Source organism: Amycolatopsis kentuckyensis, from assembly GCF_002155975.1.
In the GTDB taxonomy this organism is placed as follows: domain Bacteria; phylum Actinomycetota; class Actinomycetes; order Mycobacteriales; family Pseudonocardiaceae; genus Amycolatopsis; species Amycolatopsis kentuckyensis.
Genome location: NZ_MUMI01000285.1, coordinates 1 through 17,026, shown reverse-complemented (window position 1 = coordinate 17,026; position 17,026 = coordinate 1). Strand labels below are relative to the sequence as shown.

Annotated in this window: 17 protein-coding genes and 1 pseudogene; 9 read left to right on the top strand and 9 right to left on the bottom strand. The window is 70.8% G+C overall.

Annotation, left to right across the window (positions count from 1 at the left end; genetic code table 11):
• Positions 1–432, top strand: a pseudogene (locus CCN39_RS26895) (hypothetical protein); the annotation flags it as partial.
• Here the strand turns inward: CCN39_RS26895 and CCN39_RS26890 are convergent.
• Positions 410–2,536, bottom strand: coding sequence for a bifunctional lysylphosphatidylglycerol flippase/synthetase MprF (locus CCN39_RS26890; RefSeq protein WP_244211026.1), 2,127 nt, complete (start codon positions 2,534–2,536; stop codon positions 410–412). The pseudogene CCN39_RS26895 and the gene CCN39_RS26890 sit on opposite strands and share 23 nt — an antisense overlap.
• Before the next feature lie 111 nt (positions 2,537–2,647).
• Positions 2,648–3,343, bottom strand: a complete 696-nt coding sequence (locus CCN39_RS26885) for an HAD family hydrolase (RefSeq protein WP_086846532.1) — start codon at positions 3,341–3,343, stop codon at positions 2,648–2,650.
• Positions 3,344–3,448: 105 nt separating this feature from the next.
• Here CCN39_RS26885 and CCN39_RS26880 point away from each other — a divergent pair, with 105 nt between their 5' ends.
• Positions 3,449–4,441: a YhgE/Pip domain-containing protein gene (locus tag CCN39_RS26880; protein ID WP_208630391.1), complete on the top strand. Its 993-nt coding sequence runs from the start codon at positions 3,449–3,451 to the stop codon at positions 4,439–4,441.
• On the opposite strand, the gene CCN39_RS26875 is transcribed toward CCN39_RS26880, so the two are convergent.
• The 3 genes from CCN39_RS26875 to CCN39_RS26865 form a co-directional block, all read right to left on the bottom strand.
• Positions 4,379–4,789 carry a secondary thiamine-phosphate synthase enzyme YjbQ gene (locus CCN39_RS26875; protein WP_014466759.1) on the bottom strand — a complete coding sequence of 137 codons (411 nt, stop codon included), beginning with the start codon at positions 4,787–4,789 and terminating at the stop codon, positions 4,379–4,381. The two genes, CCN39_RS26880 and CCN39_RS26875, sit on opposite strands and share 63 nt — an antisense overlap.
• Positions 4,790–5,043: 254 nt before the next feature.
• Positions 5,044–5,688 (bottom strand): response regulator transcription factor, encoded by a 645-nt coding sequence (locus CCN39_RS26870; protein ID WP_086846528.1) that lies wholly within the window; start codon positions 5,686–5,688, stop codon positions 5,044–5,046.
• A 9-nt stretch (positions 5,689–5,697) separates the two neighbouring features.
• Positions 5,698–6,963 (bottom strand): sensor histidine kinase, encoded by a 1,266-nt coding sequence (locus CCN39_RS26865; RefSeq protein WP_244211025.1) that lies wholly within the window; start codon positions 6,961–6,963, stop codon positions 5,698–5,700.
• A gap of 176 nt (positions 6,964–7,139) precedes the next feature.
• On the opposite strand from CCN39_RS26865, the gene CCN39_RS26860 reads away from it, so the two are divergent.
• Positions 7,140–7,670, top strand: coding sequence for a hypothetical protein (locus tag CCN39_RS26860; RefSeq protein ID WP_086846526.1), 531 nt, complete (start codon positions 7,140–7,142; stop codon positions 7,668–7,670).
• Positions 7,671–8,508: 838 nt separating this feature from the next.
• Here the strand turns inward: CCN39_RS26860 and CCN39_RS26850 are convergent.
• From CCN39_RS26850 to CCN39_RS26840, 3 genes are read right to left on the bottom strand one after another with little or no spacing between them, the layout of a single operon-like run.
• Positions 8,509–8,709 (bottom strand): hypothetical protein, encoded by a 201-nt coding sequence (locus CCN39_RS26850; RefSeq protein WP_086846523.1) that lies wholly within the window; start codon positions 8,707–8,709, stop codon positions 8,509–8,511.
• A gap of 7 nt (positions 8,710–8,716) precedes the next feature.
• Complete coding sequence (locus tag CCN39_RS26845) at positions 8,717–9,823, bottom strand: fatty acid desaturase family protein (RefSeq protein WP_086846521.1); 1,107 nt, start codon at positions 9,821–9,823, stop codon at positions 8,717–8,719.
• Between the two features lie 11 nt (positions 9,824–9,834).
• Positions 9,835–10,902 carry a ferredoxin reductase gene (locus CCN39_RS26840; protein WP_086846519.1) on the bottom strand — a complete coding sequence of 356 codons (1,068 nt, stop codon included), beginning with the start codon at positions 10,900–10,902 and terminating at the stop codon, positions 9,835–9,837.
• 94 nt (positions 10,903–10,996) lie between these two features.
• Between CCN39_RS26840 and CCN39_RS26835 the strand changes: the two genes are divergently transcribed.
• The 5 genes from CCN39_RS26835 to CCN39_RS26815 all read left to right on the top strand — a co-directional run bounded on the left by CCN39_RS26835 (position 10,997) and on the right by CCN39_RS26815 (position 15,313).
• Positions 10,997–11,656, top strand: a complete 660-nt coding sequence (locus tag CCN39_RS26835) for a TetR family transcriptional regulator (RefSeq protein ID WP_086846517.1) — start codon at positions 10,997–10,999, stop codon at positions 11,654–11,656.
• Between the two features lie 123 nt (positions 11,657–11,779).
• Positions 11,780–12,892: a Re/Si-specific NAD(P)(+) transhydrogenase subunit alpha gene (locus CCN39_RS26830; RefSeq protein WP_086846515.1), complete on the top strand. Its 1,113-nt coding sequence runs from the start codon at positions 11,780–11,782 to the stop codon at positions 12,890–12,892.
• A gap of 5 nt (positions 12,893–12,897) precedes the next feature.
• Positions 12,898–13,200, top strand: coding sequence for an NAD(P) transhydrogenase subunit alpha part 2 (locus CCN39_RS26825; protein WP_013223978.1), 303 nt, complete (start codon positions 12,898–12,900; stop codon positions 13,198–13,200).
• Entirely contained in the window at positions 13,197–14,585 is a 1,389-nt protein-coding gene (locus CCN39_RS26820) for an NAD(P)(+) transhydrogenase (Re/Si-specific) subunit beta (protein WP_086846513.1), read from the top strand. Before CCN39_RS26825 ends, CCN39_RS26820 begins: the two co-directional genes overlap by 4 nt.
• Positions 14,582–15,313 (top strand): lipoate--protein ligase family protein, encoded by a 732-nt coding sequence (locus CCN39_RS26815; RefSeq protein ID WP_086846512.1) that lies wholly within the window; start codon positions 14,582–14,584, stop codon positions 15,311–15,313. The genes CCN39_RS26820 and CCN39_RS26815 overlap by 4 nt, the downstream gene beginning before the upstream one ends.
• Positions 15,314–15,329: 16 nt before the next feature.
• Here the strand turns inward: CCN39_RS26815 and CCN39_RS26810 are convergent, their stop codons facing one another.
• Entirely contained in the window at positions 15,330–15,779 is a 450-nt protein-coding gene (locus CCN39_RS26810; protein ID WP_244211024.1) for an Lsr2 dimerization domain-containing protein, read from the bottom strand.
• 139 nt (positions 15,780–15,918) lie between these two features.
• Between CCN39_RS26810 and CCN39_RS26805 the strand changes: the two genes are divergently transcribed.
• On the top strand, positions 15,919–17,026 hold a 1,108-nt coding region (locus tag CCN39_RS26805; RefSeq protein WP_208630389.1), incomplete at its 3' end, for a dihydrolipoyl dehydrogenase family protein.

Here is a 17,026-nt window from a genome sequence, read left to right as displayed (position 1 = left end):
GACCGCCGGGAACGGGACCTGCGCGAACGGCAGGAACAGGCCGCGAAGGTCACCGCGTGGATCGAGTACGCCGGCGGTCAGGGCTACATGGTCGTCTCCAACGCGAACGCCGAGGCGGTCAACCACGTCGTCGTCTCGTTCGACCTCGTGCACAACCTGCCGATGACCGGGTCCACGCTGCACCGCGGGCCGAACATCGAGGACGACGAATACCTCTACGCCATCCTGCCGCCCGGGAAGTGGCGGATGCCGATCCGCGAGGAGTGGCAGCGCCCGGACATGACACCCGGGGTGATGCTCGCCTTCACCGACTCGCGGAACGGCCACTGGCTCCGCCTGACCGACGGACGGCTGATCCCGAAGGACCACAACGTCGTCACCCGGCGGAAGATCCGCTTCCCGCAGCGGATCAGCGTGCCCGAGAGCTACTGACCAGCTTCGCCAGCTGCCGCAGCCGGACGTCCGGCAGGTAGGCCCGGCTCAGCGCCAGCCCGATGCGCGGAAGATCGGCCTCGTCGCGGAAAGCCAGGTACAGCGGGACGTGCCGCGGCTGGAACTTCGCCTTGAACGCGTGCAGGGAACGGAATCCGTAGTACGGCTCCATCACGCGGCCCAGCGACTCCAGTGCCCGGTCCACCGGGCGCGCCGGGAACCCGTCGCCGCTGCGGGCCAGGGGAGCGCCCGACAGCGAGACGAACCGCGCCCCTTCTTCGCGGAAGGCCAGGCACGCCGACGCGATCAGGAATTCCATCACCGGCCGGAAGCCGTGGGCGCTGCGGCGCATGACGTCCAGCGTCCAGCCGCCGATCTTGCCCGCGCCGGTGTGGACCGGCAGCCACGACGTCACGCCGTGGACGGTGCCTTCCGCGTCGACCGCCAGGCCGACCCGGGTCGCCGGGTCCATCGCCTCGTCGAGGCCGCCGAGGGTGAAGCCCATCTCCGGCATGGCCTTGCCGGACATCCACTCCTCCGACAGCGCCCGGACCTGCGCCAGGATCGGCTCGGGCTGGTCGGCCAGGCGGACCAGCCGGAACTCGATGTCCTGCTTGGCCGCCTTGTTCAGCGCCGAGCGGACGTCCTGCCACGCCTTGCCGCGGAACTCGAGGCCGTCGAGGTCGAGCACGTTGTCCTCGGCCACCTGGACGTGCTGCCAGCCCAGCTCGCGCGTCGCCGCGACGGTGGCTTCCGTCGCCGAGAACACGCACGGCACCAGCCCGGAGTTCTCGCACATCAGGGCGAATTCGGTGACCGTGGCGGCCGCCGTGCCGTCCGGCGCGATCGGATCGCCGAGCGCGACCGCGACCCCCGCGTGGCGGCGGTAGGCGAGGTAGGACCGGCCGTCCTCGCGGACGAAGTAGGTGTTGCGCGGCCAGGTCGTCATCCACGACAGCGTGCTGCCGCCGTGGTGCCCCAGGAGGCTGCGGGCCAGCGCGGGCCCCGGGCCCTGGGCGTGGCGCCGCAGCCGGCGGCGGGAAGGAACGCGGAAGGCGTGCCGCGCGGCGATCAGGACGGCCAGCTCGACCGTCCACAGGAGATTGTCCACGAAGAACAGCGGCAGGCCCGCGGTGTCGTAGTCGCCGCCGAAGATGTCGGCCACCCCGAGGAGCGTCGCGACGGCGAGCCCCTGCACGGTCACGAACGCCGACAGCCCGATCGCCCAGCGCCACGCGACGCGGCTGCCCTTGCGCAGCCCGTTGAGCATCGGCACCACCAGCAGGACCAGGATGCCGAGCTCCGGCGCGGACAGCGAGACGCCGTCGTCGGAACCGAACGGGCCGTCGCCGGGCACCAGGAACATCACGATCTCGGCGATGGTGAGCAGCAGCAGTCCGGCCACGGCCAGCACCCGCCACTCCCGCAGGTTCGGGGCCGCCTGCGCGCCGACCCGCCGCGCCCCGACCAGGCGCTTGCCGAGCGGAAGGGCCAGCAGCAGCGCGAAGAAGTGCACCAGGTCGGCCAGCGTGCCGACGTAGACGATCGCGACCCCGGCGTACACGCACAGCCCGGCCCGCAGCCGCAGGGCCCACGGCGGCCGCAGGGTCGCGCTGGCGATCGCCACCGCGGCCAGCGCGCCACCGGAGAACCCGACGTCGAGGCTGCCCGCGACCCGCTCGGCCCACAGCCAGCCGGAGTTGCGGGACAGCGCGAGGAACTGGGTCGCGACGAGCACCGCGACGAACTGGCCGCCGATCGTCACGGCCATCGCGCGCCGCGTCCCCAGTTTCCACTCGGCGAAGCCGGCGAAGAGCGCGAAGCTGCCGACCATCGGGAGGTAGTACCAAGGGATGACGGCGAAGAACGGCCCGGTGAGCATGGTCCACCACCGGCCCGCCTCCAGTGAGGGCAGCCCGTAGGCGACGAACGGGTAGACCGCGCGGTCTTCGGCGGCGTTCCACAGCGCCCCGGTCGCGACGGCCAGCACGAGCATGGCGAGCGTGACGCCGCTGGTGAACGGCAGCCGCTGTCTGAGCACCGCAACCGTGCTCCGGATGCGTCCCCCTCCGGCGGGCTTGGCCGCCGCCTCTGCTTGAGTCATGGGGAAGAGTCTGTCGAGTTCCCGCCACGACGGACATCGGGCAAGGGAACGAGATTTCCCCTAGGGGTGTCGTCCTTTCGGCTGAGGGATGTCCCCCTCCGCAGGAGGATGTCAGCCGAGGACCGCCCGCCGGACCGCGTCGGTGTCGGTCAGGTCGGGCAGCACCGTGTGCGCGCCCTCGGCCAGCAGCTCCTCGGCGGAGTAGTGCCCGGTGGCCACGGCGACGGAGACCGCGCCGTTGGCCACGGCAGCCCGGACGTCGTTCGGCGTGTCGCCGATGACGACCACGGTGTCGGCGCCGAACTCGGTGCCGTGCTTGGCCGCCGCCAGCGCCATCGCGTGCGGGACCAGGTCCGGGCGGTGCACCGAGAGCGTGCCGTAGCCGCCGATCTCCAGGTCGAGGTGCTCGTCCGGGCCGAACGGGGCGAGCTTGTGCCGCGAGATCTCCGGCAGGTTGCCGGTGACGAGCGTCTGCACGACGTCGCCGCCGGCGGCGAACGCGGTCAGCGCCTCGGCCGCGCCCGGCAGCGCGCGAGCCGTCTCCGCGAAGGTGTGCCGGTGGCGTTCCGACTCCGCCACCAGGGCCTTGAACAGCGCCTGGATGGTCTCCTCCGCGGCCTCGAAGCCGTTCGCGGTGAGCAGGTCGGTCGTCGTCGCCCGTTCGGTGCGGCCGCCGAACACCGGGTGCACGCGCAGGGTCGCCCCGGTCGCGGCGGTGAACGCTGTCCCGTACCAGGCCGCGCCCAGCTCGGAGAAGTCCACGAGCGTGTGGTCGATGTCCCAGAGCACCAGCCGCTTCTTCGTCACGTGTCCGAGGCTACCGGGGACTTTATTCAACGCGCGTTGACTTCTGGGCGGCCGGGTCGTACCTTGAGGCGTAATTCAACAAGTGACGAATAAATGGAGGCAGTGATGACCCGTCCCGCAGGGGCGCTCGCCCTGGTCGCCGCCCTGGCCGGCGCGCTGGTGGCGGTGGTGCTCGGATTCCTCACCTTCGGCGCGCAGGCCACCGTCGCGCCCGACGGCGTCCCGGTCGCCGTCGCCGCACCGCCGGAGATCGCCCAGCGCATCGCCGCGCACGGCGGCGGCCAGCTCGCCTGGACCGTCGCGACCCCGGCCGAAGCGCGGCAGCTGCTGGAGGACAAGAAGGTCTACGGCGTGCTCGAGCTCGCGCCGGGACCGGCCGCGACGGTCGTGACTTCGGGGGCGGTCAACCCGGCCGGTACCCAGGTCGCGCAGCAGGCGCTGACCGGCGCGGCGACCGCGCTGGCCGGCGCGCCGAAGCAGGAGGTCGTGCACCCGGCGGGGGTCGCGGGCCGGGTCGCGCCGCTGGCCGCGAGTGCGCTGGCGTGGATCGGCGCGCTCCTCGCGGGCCTCGCGCTGACGCAGCTCGCGAAGCGGACCGGCCGGACGATCGGGGCCGGCGCGCGGTTCCTGCAGGTCACCGGCGCCGGCGTGCTGCTCACGGCGGTCGTGGCCGGGTTCTTCGCGCTGTGGGACGCGACGCTGCCGCTGACCGCGGACGTCCTCGGCTTCGTCTTCCTGGCCGCGACGGCGTTCGCGGCGCTGCAGGCGGGGTTGCTGCGGCTGCTGGGCCTGCGCGCGATGGCCGTCCTCGCGCCGCTGTACCTGATCGCGCCCGCGGTGGCCGGGCAGGTGCCGGAGCTGCTGAACCCGGCCTACCGCGCGCTGCTGTGGTCGTGGACGCCGTTCCGGTTCACCACCGAAGGCCTGCGCAGCCTGCTGCAGGGCGTTCCGGGCGCACCCGACGTGACGACCGCGCTGTGGGTGCTCGGTGCCCTGCTGGCCGTCGGCCTGCTGGTGACGCTGTGGCCGGCCCGGTCAGCCTGCAAGGAGGCTGAACCGCACCTTGCGGACGGGGTTGTCGAGGTTGGTGTCCACTAGGCAGATCGACTGCCAGGTGCCCAGCGCCAGGACGCCGCCGAGCACCGGGACCGTCGCGTAGGGCGGCACCAGCGCCGGGAGCACGTGGTCACGGCCGTGACCCGGGCTCCCGTGCCGGTGCCGCCAGCGGCCGTCGCGGGGGAGCAGCTCGTCGAGCGCGGTCAGCAGGTCCTCGTCGCTGCCGGCGCCGGTTTCCAGGATCGCCAGCCCGGCGGTGGCGTGCGGGACCCAGACGTGCAGCAGCCCGTCGGTCGCGTCGGCGTCGCGCAGGAAGGCCTCGGCTTCGTGGGTGAGGTCGTGGACGACGGCTTCGGAGCCGGTGCGGACCTCGATCTCGGTGGAGTACATGCGGCCCAGCCTAGGGAGCCACGGGCTCCTTCGCGGGGTGGCCGGTGAGGGTGAACGCGAACGCGGTCAAGGCCGAGCAGGCTCGCCGTGGCGCCGAGCAGGACCGGCCGGTGTCCCCAGTGTGCGGTCCGGCGCCGCCGGCGGCCCACACCGAGCCGAGCGCGAACTCGCTGAACCCGAACTCGCGGGCCAGCGGCGGCAGGAGAGGCCTTGGGGTTGCTGGCCGGTCATCAGGTCGTCGACGGGCTGCTCGCTCAGGACTCCAAGTAGCGCAACACCGCGAGCACGCGGCGGTTGTCCCCTTCGGACGGTGGCAGGCCGAGCTTGCCGAAGATCGACGTCACGTACTTCTCCACCGAGCCGGGGGAGAGGAACAGCTCCGTCGCGATCGCGGAGTTCGACCGGCCTTCCGCCATCAGGCCCAGCACCTCGCGTTCCCGCGGGGTGAGCCCGCCGAGCGCGTCGGTCCGGCGCGTCGCCGAGAACAGCTGGCTGACGACTTCGGGGTCGAGGACCGTTTCGCCGTCCGCGACCCGGCGCAGCGCGTCGAGGAAGTCCGAAACCTCGGCGACGCGGTCCTTGAGCAGGTAGCCGACGCCGCCCGCGCGGTCGGCCAGCAGCTGGGCCGCGTACTTCGTCTCGACGTACTGGGAGAACAGCAGGATCGCGCAGCCCGGGAGCTCGCGGCGCAGCGTGATCGCCGCCCGGAGGCCCTCGTCGGTGTGCGTCGGCGGCATCCGGATGTCCACAATGGACACGTCAGGGGTGTGGTCGCTGACCGCTTCGCGGAGGGCGTCGGCGTCCTTCACCGCGGCGACGACCTCGTGGCCGCGGAAGGTCAGCAGCTCCACGAGACCCTGGCGCAGGATGGTGGAGTCCTCGGCGATGACGATCCGCATGCCGCGACCCTAGCGGGGCAGCGGCACCCGCGCGGACACTTCGGTCGGACCGCCCGCCGGGCTGGTGACGGTCAGCTCGCCGTCGACCGTCCGCAGCCGTTCGGCGACGCCGGCCAGCCCGCCGCCCGGCACGATCCGGGCGCCGCCGGGGCCGCTGTCGCGCACCCGCAGCCGCAGGACGTCCTGGGTTTCGGTGACTTCGACCAGCGTCGTCCCGCCGTGTTTCGCGGCGTTCGTGAGCAGCTCGGCGGCGCTGAAGTAGACGATCGTCTCCAGGGACGGCGGCGGCCGACGTGGCAGGTCGACCGCGACCTGCGCGTCGATCCCGGAGGTGGCGACGAGGGTGGCGAGGGCGACGTCGAGGCCCGCGTCGAGAGCGGCCGGGTGGATGCCGCGGGCGAGGTCGCGCAGCTCGGTGAGGGCCTGCTTGGCGTTGGCGTGCGCGGCGGTGACCAGCTCCTTGACCTCGGGGAGGTCGACGCCGGCCAGCTCGTCCTTGGCCAGGCCCAGCTTCATGGCCAGCGCGACGAGCTGCGCCTGTGCGCCGTCGTGCAGGTCACGTTCGATGCGCCGCAGCCGCAGGGCGGCGTCCTCGACCGCGGTCGCGCGGCTCGCTTCGAGGTCGCGGACGCGTTCGGACAGCTCGCGCTCACCGAGCAGCCCGACGACCAGCAGCCGGTCGAGCGCGACGAAGGCGTGCGTCACCCGGGGCAGCGCGATCAGCACGAGCAGCCCGGACGCCGACCAGGCCAGCGCACCGGCCCAGTTGTCGGCGCGGATTTCGAAGACGGGCAGCTGCCGTTCGCCGAGCGGGAACCAGAAGAAGGAGTAGGTGGTGGCGGCGAAGCTGTAGAGGGTCGCGGCGAAGACGGTGAAGAGCCCGATGAGGGTCAGCGGCAGGCGCAGGAGCAGGTAGCCGACGGCCCGCCAGCCCGCGGGATCGCCGACGCGAGCTTTCACCCAGCTCCACAGGCCAGGCTTGAGTTCGGGACGGCGCGGGGCGGGCACGCTGACGCCGAGAAGGCGTTTGGCCAGCCCGCGATGGGCGGCGCCGAGGCCCCGGGCGTAGAAGACGGCCCCGGCGAGGACGAGGAACCCGAGCAGGACGGGCGTCAGCCACAGGCCGAGCGCGAGCACGACGAGGAAGCTGAGCAGGGAGAAGGCGGTGAGCGGGGCGGCGAGCCAGAGCCAGAGGTACTCGGCCCGGAAGTCCCGCGAGGCCAGGGGGCCGAAGACGCGGCGCAGCGGGTGGGGTGGGTCGAGGGTGGTGGTCACGGGTTCAGTGTTGCCCCGGGGCGGCCGGGTTGCCCATGGGGTTTTCCCCCGGGTTCGGTTCCGGAAGACCCCGGGAGTGTCGTCCCCGGCAACGATTTCATCACTTGGTTAACGGACCGGGCAGTTTGCGCGACCCCGTTGTACGCGCTGTCGAAAAGAGTTCGGAGGCGGCCGCGATGATCTCATTCTTCGGCTGGGCCTCGGCGACCTGGGTTCAGGTGGCCGGCTGGTTTCTTTTCGTCATCCTGATGTCCTTGCTGGTGTTCGCTCGCCGGATTCCGTTCAGTGCGGCTTATGTGAAGCATATTTCAGGTTTGCCGGTTTTGGATACGAGGTTCGCCTTCCGTGCCGACCAGGGCGCCGCGGCGTTGAAGGCGCTCGGTGAGGTGGGCCGTCGGCACCACGCGTACTTCCAGATCGCCGATATCGGGTTCGTCCTGGTTTACGTGGTGGTTCTTCCAGGAGGCCTCTTCGCGTTGTCCGGCAGCGCGATCGTGGCGATGGTCCCGGTGCTCGGGGCGGTGGCCGACCTCGTCGAGGACTCCGGGATTCTCTTGGCACTGCACAAGTTTCCGGCGCCTGCGCGGCCTGCCTTGATGGTCGCCGGTGCGGCCGGTGTTGTGAAACACATCTGCTTCTGGACATCGCTGATCGCGGTCGTGGCCGGTGTGGGATTCGTGTTGATCAGGAGGTATTTCCATGCCTGAAAACGACTACGCCAGGGGAACCTACTTCACCCTTCGTGCCATGCTGATCGTTCTGGTGTTGCTGCTCGCCGCTTCGATCGGCCTCCACCTGGCCGCGCATGGCGGGTGCCTGCAGGACTCGATCAGCGGGTACTACTACACGTCTTCGCAAGCGATGTTCGTCGGCATGCTGTGCGCGCTCGGCGCGTGTCTCATCATCTACCAGGGAACCGACGTCGAGAACGCCCTTCTCGACTTCTCCGGCTTCATGGCCTTCGTCGTCGCGTTCGTTCCCGCCGAGGTCGACAACACCTGCAAGGTCGGCGACATCGTGGGAATCGAAACCACCGCCGAAGTGTCGACCACCTTGCCGCCCGTGCTCGCCGCCGCNNGGCGGCGGGGCGAGGCGGACGGATGGGCCAAGTGGGTGCGGCGCGCGACACTGGCCGTAGTGGCCGTCATGTCCCTTTGGGCGTTGGTGTCCCCTCAAAGTTTCGGGGCACACGGACACCTGACCGCTGCTGTGCTGATGTTCGCCGGGATGGTCCTGGTGGTGGGGTGGAACTACCGCGACACCCGGCGCAAGCGCTACGGCGTGGTCTTCTGGGGCATGATGGGGACCCTGGTCCTCTGGCTGATCGTCCTGGTGTTCTTCGACTTCCCCCACCTGACGCTGATCGTCGAAGCGGCGCTGATCGCCGAGTTCGCCTGGTTCTGGATGCGGCAGACAGGGGAGTTCCGAGAAGGTGCGGACCGCCCCGCAAGGAGATCGCGAGTGGGCGGGGCTGCGTGAGACGGCTGGACGCCGTTCGTGAAGGCCTCCTCGGCAGACTCCGAGGAGGCCTTCACGAAACCGACGTCAGGGTGCGTCCGGGTCGTCCTCCCGAGCCCGCTGCGCGGCTTCGCGCATCTCGATCACGTCCGTGAGCCAGTCGCCCGTCTCCCGGGCGATGTCGCGGATCGCGCCCGTGATGATCGACGCTATGTTGCCGACGTGCGTCGCCGCTGATTCGGTGATCACCTGCAGGGTGTCCTTCTCTCGTTCGAACTGGCCCACCATGTCACCCTCACGCTGCTCGGAGCTGCCGGTCGGGTTCCACGGTAACCGGCGACGGCGAGGAAGGGAGGGCCAGCTTCACGATCTTCTTCGCCACCGACCAGAGCTGCCTGCGCAGCGGGCCCGTGTGGTACGGCAGCCCGTACTTCTCACAGATCTCGCGCACCTCGCCGGCGATCTGCGGGTACCGGCGCGCCGGGATGTCCGGGAACAGGTGGTGCTCGATCTGGTGGGACAGGTTGCCGCTCAGGATGTGGAACAGGGGGCCGCCCGTGATGTTCGCCGAGCCCAGGATCTGGCGCAGGTACCACTGCCCACGGGACTCCGAAGCCGTCTCCTCCTCGGTGAAGCTCTCGACGTCGGCCGGGAAGTGGCCGCAGAAGATGATCGCGAACGCCCACAGGTTGCGGGTCAGGTTCGCCGTCGCGTTGCCGAGGAACGTCAGCGGCGCCAGCGGGCCGGTCAGCAGCGGGAACAGGACGTAGTCCTTGCCCACCTGCCGGGACGCCTTCCGCACGATCTTCCGCAGCACCGGCACGTTGTCGGTCCAGCTCCGCGAACCCTTGACGACGTTCTCGATCTCGAGGTCGTGCAGCATCACGCCCCACTGGAAGAAGATCGCCAGCAGCGTCGCGTACACCGGGTTGCCCAGGTAGTACGGGTGCCACTTCTGGGCGGTGTCCATCCGCAGGATCCCGTAGCCGACGTCGCGGTCCTTGTCGACGATGTTCGTGTACGTGTGGTGGATGTAGTTGTGCGAGTGCCGCCAGTTCTCGGCCGGCGCCACCGTGTCCCACTCGAACCGCTGCGAGCTCAGCGCCGGGTCGCGCGTCCAGTCGTACTGGCCGTGCATGACGTTGTGGCCGATCTCCATGTTGTCCAGGATCTTGGCCAGCGACAGCGCGCCGACGCCGGCCAGCCACGCCGGCGGGAAGAACCCGGCGAACAGCAGCGCCCGCCCGGCGACCTCCAGGCCGCGCTGGGTCTTGATGACGTTGTGGATGTAGTCGACGTCCTCCTGGCCCAGGTCGTCGACGATGCGCTGCCGCAGCGCGTCGAGCTCGCGGCCGAACTCCTCGACCTGTTGCGGGGTCAGGCGGTCCTGCAGACCGGTCATGGCAATCTCCTCTAAGCGTCGATCTCGACGTCCCCGACCGGGACGGAGATGCAGAGCTGGATTTCTTCGTCCTCGTCGCCGGAAACCTCACCGGTGCGCGCGTTGCGGACGCGCCCGGCGGTCTTCAGCTGGGTGCAGGAGAAGCAGATGCCCATCCGGCAGCCGTGCTCCGGTGACAGCCCGGCTTCCTCGGCCTGCTCCAGCAACGGCTTCCCCGAGTTGGCGCATTCGCGGCCGCTCCGGCGGAACCGCACCCGGCCTTCCGCCGCGGAAGTGTCGAAGGTCAGCGCCGGCGGCGTGAACTCTTCGGTGTGCACGCGTTCACCGAGCTCGGCGCGCACGGCGTCCATCAGCGGCTTCGGGCCGCAGACGAACGTCTCCGCGTCGCGGAACCAGGGCGCGACCCGCGAGAGGTGCTCCGGCGCGAAGAACCCGTTCAGGTCACCACCCTTCGAGTGGGTGTAGGCGTGCACGACCCGCAGCCCGGGGTGCCGGGCGGCGAGCTCGGCCAGTTCGGTGCGGTACAGCGCGTCGGCCGGGCCGTTCGAGTAGTGCAGGAACACGATCTCGCCCGGGTGGCCCTCCGCGACCAGGGTGCGGGCCATGGCGAGCACCGGCGTGACGCCGCTGCCGCCGCTGATCAGCAGCACGCGGTCCGGCCGGGTGGCGGGCAACGTGAACCCGCCGTCCGGAGTGGACAGGTTGACCACCGAGCCGACGCCGATCGCGCGGTTGAGGTGCCCGGAGACCAGGCCCTGCTCCTTGACCGTGAACTCCAGCTCGCCGTCGTACTGCGAACCGCACGGCGAATAGCAGCGCGTGCGCCGGACGCCGTCGATCTCCACCTGCACGCGGACGTACTGGCCGGCGGTGAAACCGGGCCACGCGCGGCTCGGCCGCACGGTGAGGGTGACGCTGTCCGGCGTCTGCTTGCGCACGGCCGTGACCAGCCCGCGGATCTCGCGGCGGACCAGCATCGGGTCGACGAGCTCCAGGTACCGGTCCATCCCGTGCGGCGTCAGCAGCGCCTCGGCCAGCGAGGCGAGGCCGCGCACCCGCCGGGGGATGAGCGCCGTCATCTCCGAACCTCCTCGGTTACAGTGAACGACTGTACACTCAACAGTGCACTGCAGGAGTGGACGCCCTGTCAACGCGAGACCCGAAGGATGTGACGTGAGCAACGCGGTGGACATCCGTACTCTGGAACCCGTGTCCGAACCACTGACGCCGGTGAGCCGCCAGGAGCGCAAACTGCGCACCCGCCAGGCGTTGCTGGACACCGCTCTGGAGCTGCTGGCCGACCGCCCGTTCGCCACGCTGTCGCTGCGCGAAGTCGCGAAGGGCGCCGGCATCGTCCCGACGGCCTTCTACCGGCACTTCGCCACGATGGAGGACCTCGGCGTCGCGCTCGTCGAAGAGGCGACGCGCACGCTGCGCGGCATGATGCGTTCCGCCCGCACCGATCCGGACACCTACCAGGGGATGATCAGCGCCTCGGTGGCCACCGTGCACCAATTCGTCCGGGCGAACGAGGACCATTTCCGGTTCCTGACCCGCGAGCGGTACGCCGGCGGCCCGCTCGCCCAGGCGATCGGCGTCGAACTGCGCATGTTCTCCGGCGATCTCGCGATCGACCTCGCGCGGTTCGCGCCGCTGCGGTCGTGGAGCACCGAAGACCTGCACATGCTGGCCGACTTGATCGTTTCCGTGATGCTGACGACCATTGTCGAACTGCTGGAAGCCCGCCCTGGTGAAGACGCGAAAATCACCGGAACGGCGGAGAAACGGCTGCGCCTGGTCCTGCTGGGCGTCCCGCACTGGAAAACGACCTGAACGTTTCCCGCACGACGCTCGTATTTCCCGGCACAACCCGGGGACTTGCGACCCAGGTCACTGGGGACTGTCGGTCCGGCGTGGTACAACCCTCGGATCGTGCCTCGCCGATGAGGAGGTCGTGTGACGGACAGCGAACAGAGTCAGCAGCTCACCGTGGGTGTGGTGGCCGAATCACGCCCCGGGGAGCGGCGGGTGGCCGTGGTGCCCAAGCTCGTCGGGCGGCTGGCGCAGCGAGGGCTGCGGGTCGTCGTCGAGCCGGGTGCCGGATCCGGTGCGCACCTGAGTGACGACGCGTACACCCAGGCGGGCGCCGAACTCGGCGACGCGTGGGGCGCGCCGATCGTCGTGAAGGTCAACCCGCCGTCGGCCGCGGAAGTCGCGAAACTGAGCCGGGGTGCCGTGCTGGTCGGTTTCCTCGATCCGCGCGGCAACCCGGAGGGGCTCGCGAAGCTCGAAGAAGCGGGGTTGCGCGCCTTCGCGATGGAGGCGGTCCCGCGGATCTCCCGGGCGCAGGCGATGGACGCGCTGTCCTCACAGGCCAGCATCGGCGGCTACCGCGCGGTGCTGCTCGCCGCGCAGAAGCTCCCGCGCTTCTTCCCGATGCTCACCACCGCGGCCGGCACGGTTCCCCCGGCCAAGGTGCTCGTGCTCGGCGCCGGCGTCGCCGGCCTGCAGGCCCTCGCCACGGCGAAACGGCTCGGCGCGCAGACCACCGGCTACGACGTCCGCCCGGAGGTCGCCGAGCAGGTCAAGTCGCTCGGCGCGCAGTTCCTCGACCTCGGCATCGAGGCGGTCGGCGAAGGCGGGTACGCCCGCGAGCTGACGCCGGAAGAGCGCGAGGAGCAGCAGCGGCGGCTCACCGAAGCCATCACGAAGTTCGACGTCGTGATCACCACCGCGCTCGTCCCGGGCCGCAAGGCACCGACCCTGGTCACCGCGGACGCCGTCAAGGGCATGCCCGCGGGGTCGGTCGTGGTCGACCTCGCCGGCGAAACCGGCGGCAACTGCGAGCTGACCAAGCCGGGCGAGGACGTGGTGGAGCACGACGTCACCATTTCGTCCCCGCTGAACCTGCCCGCCGAAATGCCTTCGCACGCCAGCGAGCTGTACGCGCGCAACGTCGTCGAGCTGCTGGAGCTGCTCGTGACGAAGGAAGGCGCGCTGGAGCTGAACTTCGAAGACGAGATCGTCGCCGGTGCCTGCGTGGCCGGGCGCGAAGGGAGCACTTCGTGAGCCCATTGGTCCAGAACCTCGCGGTGCTGGTGTTGGCCGGGTTCGTCGGCTTCGCCGTCATCTCGAAGGTGCCCAACACGCTGCACACGCCGCTGATGTCCGGCACCAACGCCATCCACGGCATCGTGCTGCTGGGCGGCCTGGTCGTGCTCGGTCTCGGCGTCGACGGCGTGTTCAACAAGATCCTGCTGGTGATCGCGATCGCCTTCGGCACCATCAACGTCGTCGGCGGGTTCCTCGTCACCGACCGGATGCTGTCGATGTTCAAGGCGAAGAAACCCGCTGCCGGTGAGGAGGACGAGAAGTGACCGACTTCATCGCGATCCTCTACATCATCGCGTTCGCTCTCTTCATCTACGGCCTGATGGGCCTGACCGGCCCGCGCACCGCCGTCCGCGGCAACTGGATCGCCGCGGTCGGCATGGGCATCGCCGTCATCGCCACCCTGCTTACGCCCGGGATGGGCAACTGGGTGCTGATCGCGCTCGGCGTCGGGATCGGCGTCGTCGTCGGCGTGCCGTCGGCGCGCAAGGTCAAGATGACCGCGATGCCGCAGATGGTGGCGCTGTTCAACGGCGTCGGTGGCGGCGCGGTCGCGCTCATCGCCTGGGTCGAGTTCAACTCCACCGACGGCTACGCGCACGAGCCGGCGTACATCGCGATCGCCTCGCTGTTCGCCGCGATCATCGGCTCGATCTCCTTCTGGGGCTCGAACGTGGCCTTCGGCAAGCTCCAGGAGCTGATCAGCGGCCGTCCGGTCACCCTCGGCAAGCTGCAGCAGCCGGTGAACGCGCTGCTCCTGCTGGCCGCGGTCGGGTGCGCGGTGTTCATCATCGCCGGCGGCGACTCCTGGCTGCTGATCGTCGGGCTGCTCGTCGCCTCCGGCATCCTCGGCCTCACCGTCGTGCTGCCGATCGGCGGCGCGGACATGCCGGTGGTGATCTCGCTGCTCAACGCCTTCACCGGCCTCTCGGCCGCGGCGATGGGCCTGGCGCTGGACAACACCGCGCTGATCGTGGCCGGCATGATCGTCGGCGCGTCCGGTTCGATCCTGACCAACCTGATGGCCAAGGCGATGAACCGGTCCATCCCGGCGATCGTCGCGGGCGGCTTCGGCGGCGGCCCGGCGGTCGCGGCCGGCGGCGCGGCGAAGGAAGCGCGCCCGGTGCGTTCGACCAGCGCGGCGGACACCGCGATCCAGATGGCCTACGCGAGCAAGGTCGTCGTCGTGCCCGGCTACGGCATGGCAGTGGCGCAGGCGCAGCACACCGTCCGCGAGATGGCGAAGCTGCTGGAGAAGAAGGGCATCACGGTCGCCTACGCGATCCACCCGGTGGCCGGCCGGATGCCCGGCCACATGAACGTGCTGCTCGCCGAGGCCGACGTGCCGTACGAGCAGCTCAAGGAGATGGACGAGATCAACTCCGAGTTCGCTCAGACCGACGTCGCGCTGGTGATCGGTGCGAACGACGTCACGAACCCGGCCGCGCAGACCGACCCGAGCTCGCCGATCTACGGGATGCCGATCCTCAAGGTCAACGAGAGCCGGTCCGTGATCGTCTTGAAACGCGGGATGAGCTCGGGCTTCGCCGGGATCGACAACGACCTGTTCTACGATCCGAAGACCAGCATGCTCTTCGGGGACGCCAAGTCGTCGGTGGGCGAGATCGTGGAGGAACTCAAGGCGCTATGACGACCGGGTCGGATGTTCGTGCGGCGTTCACGGATCCGGCCGAGAATCTCGCTTTCGACGAAGCGCTCCTCCGGGTTGCGCCCGAGTCACCGGTGCTGTGGCTCTGGCGCAACCCGGTGTGCGTCGTGGTGGGGCGCGGGCAGCGGATCGCGCGCGAGGTGCGCGTTCCGGAGTGCGAGCGCGACGGCGTCCCGGTGCTGCGGCGGGCCAGCGGCGGCGGCACGGTGTTCCACGACCCCGGCAACCTGAACGTGACGCTGGTCCTGCCGGGCCCGGCGGACCGGCCCCTGGAGGCGCTCGGCCAGGTGATGAGCGCCGCCGTCGACCAGCTCGGGCTGGTCCCGCGGATCGGCGACCGCGGGCTGTTCGTCGGCGACGCGAAGCTGTGCGGGTTCGCCGTGTTCCGCACCAAGACCGGCCTGCTGGCCCACTCGACGCTGCTGGTCGAGACGTCGGCCGGGCTCGTCGGCCGCTACCTGACCAGCGCGCCGCCGGACCCGCGGCCGCTCGACTCGCACCGCAGCCCGGTGGCGTCGCTGGCCGAGCACGGCCTGCGGCCCGGGTTCCCGGCGGTCGAGGCGGCGGTGCGGGCGGCGGCGTCGCAGCTGCTCGGGACGTTCGTGCCCCGCCCGCCGTCGGCGGCCGAGCTGGCGCGGCAGCGGGCGTTGCTGCACACCCGCTACCACTACCCGTCCTGGCACGCCGACGGCGCGCAGCGCGCGGCCTGAGCCGTCTACTGTGGACTTACTCGGCCGCCGAGAACGTGACGGTCGGCACCTTGCGCGCGGCCGCCCGGGTGGTGGTCTTCGGCTCCGCGGCCTTCCTGGTGCGCGTGGTCTTCGCCGGTTCGGCCGGCACGCTCGCCTTCGCCGCGGTGGCCTTCGTCCTGGCGGGCGCGGCTTTGGGGGCCTCCGCGGCTTTGGCGGCCTTGGCGGTTTTGGCGGGGGCGGCCTTCGGGGTGGTTCTCTTGGCCTCGGTCTTCTTCGCGCCGGGGACGATCCGCGGGCGGTTGCGGCGGCCGCCGGTGCGGCGTCCGGCGGCGGCGTAGCGCTGCAGGAGTGCGCGCAACGCGTCGGCGTTGGCGAAGGAGAGGTCGATGTCGTAGTCGATGCCGTCCAGCCCGAACCCGACGGTCTCCGCCGCGGGCTCACCGGTCAGATCATCCAGCACCTGCACAGCCGTGTTCCTGGCCACGACAAACCTCCCGTGCTCGAACTCGTGTGTTCGCGCGCACCGGGCCCGACGGCATCCGGTGCCGCCGAAAACTTGCAGCTTCCCGACGGAGGATAGCCGCTGGCTTGCGCGATCCCGCGTAGTGGTGTGACCTGAACCCATGCCTGGAGAGACTTTTGACGTAGTGGTGATCGGCGCGGGTCCGGTGGGGGAGGTGGCCGCCGAGCGAGCGGCCCGCGGAGGCCTGAAGGTCGCCCTCGTCGAGCACGAACGCTTCGGCGGCGAGTGCTCCTACTGGGCCTGCATCCCGAGCAAGGCGTTGCTGCGGCCGGGAAATCTCCTCGCCGCGGCCAAGCGGGTGCCCGGCGTGCCGGTCGGCGACCGGATCGACCCGGCGGCGGTGTTCGCGCGCCGTGACTGGTTCACCGGCAAGGGTGACGACTCGGGACAGGTCGACTGGGCCCGCGGCGCGGGCATCGAGCCGATCCGCGGGCACGGCGAGATCACCGGCGAGCGGGAAGTGACCGTCGGCGGCGACCGCGTCCTGACCGCGCGGCACGCGGTGATCGTCTGCACCGGCAGCGTGCCCAGCACGCCGCCGATCCCGGGGCTCGACACGATCCGGCCGTGGGGTTCGCGCGAAGCGACGTCGGCGTCGTCGGTGCCTGGGCGCCTCGGTGTCCTGGGTGGCGGCGTGGTCGGCGTCGAGATGGCGCAGGCGTTCGCGTCGCTCGGCTCGGAGGTCCACCTGGTGATCAGCGGCCCGCGCCCGCTGCCGCGCAACGCCTCGTTCGCGGGCGACCTGGTGCTGGCGGGCTTGCGCGAAGCCGGCGTCCAGGTGCACACGGACTCGGGTGTTTCGGCGGTCGCCGCGGGTGACTCCGGGACGTCGTTGACGCTGAAGGACGGTTCGACGCTCGTCGTCGACGAGTTCCTGGTCGCGACCGGCCGCCGTCCGGCGACGGCCGGGCTCGAGCGCTTCGGCATCGAGCCCGGGCAGCCGCTGGAGACCGACGACACCGGCCGCGTGTCCGCAGTGGACGGTGGCTGGCTGTTCGCGGCGGGCGACGTCACCGGCCGGGCGCCGCTGACCCACCAGGGCAAGTACGGCGCCCGCGCGGCGGGCGACACGGTGGCGGCGCTGGCGGCGGGTACTCCGGTGTCGGCTTCGCCGTGGAGCCCCTACACGGCCACGGCCGACCACCACGCGGTGCCGCAGGTGGTGTTCACGGACCCGGAGGTGGCGGCGGTCGGCCTCGCGGACGCAC

Excerpts from the sequence above, each read along its gene's own strand:
- CCN39_RS26890 (WP_244211026.1), bottom strand. The coding sequence starts at position 2,536 with ATGACTCAAGCAGAGGCGGCGGCCAAGCCCGCCGGAGGGGGACGCATC.
- CCN39_RS26880 (WP_208630391.1), top strand. The coding sequence starts at position 3,449 with ATGACCCGTCCCGCAGGGGCGCTCGCCCTGGTCGCCGCCCTGGCCGGC.
- CCN39_RS26875 (WP_014466759.1), bottom strand. The coding sequence starts at position 4,789 with ATGTACTCCACCGAGATCGAGGTCCGCACCGGCTCCGAAGCCGTCGTC.
- CCN39_RS26870 (WP_086846528.1), bottom strand. The coding sequence starts at position 5,688 with ATGCGGATCGTCATCGCCGAGGACTCCACCATCCTGCGCCAGGGTCTC.
- CCN39_RS26860 (WP_086846526.1), top strand. The coding sequence starts at position 7,140 with ATGATCTCATTCTTCGGCTGGGCCTCGGCGACCTGGGTTCAGGTGGCC.
- CCN39_RS26850 (WP_086846523.1), bottom strand. The coding sequence starts at position 8,709 with ATGGTGGGCCAGTTCGAACGAGAGAAGGACACCCTGCAGGTGATCACC.
- CCN39_RS26845 (WP_086846521.1), bottom strand. The coding sequence starts at position 9,823 with ATGACCGGTCTGCAGGACCGCCTGACCCCGCAACAGGTCGAGGAGTTC.
- CCN39_RS26840 (WP_086846519.1), bottom strand. The coding sequence starts at position 10,902 with ATGACGGCGCTCATCCCCCGGCGGGTGCGCGGCCTCGCCTCGCTGGCC.
- CCN39_RS26815 (WP_086846512.1), top strand. The coding sequence starts at position 14,582 with ATGACGACCGGGTCGGATGTTCGTGCGGCGTTCACGGATCCGGCCGAG.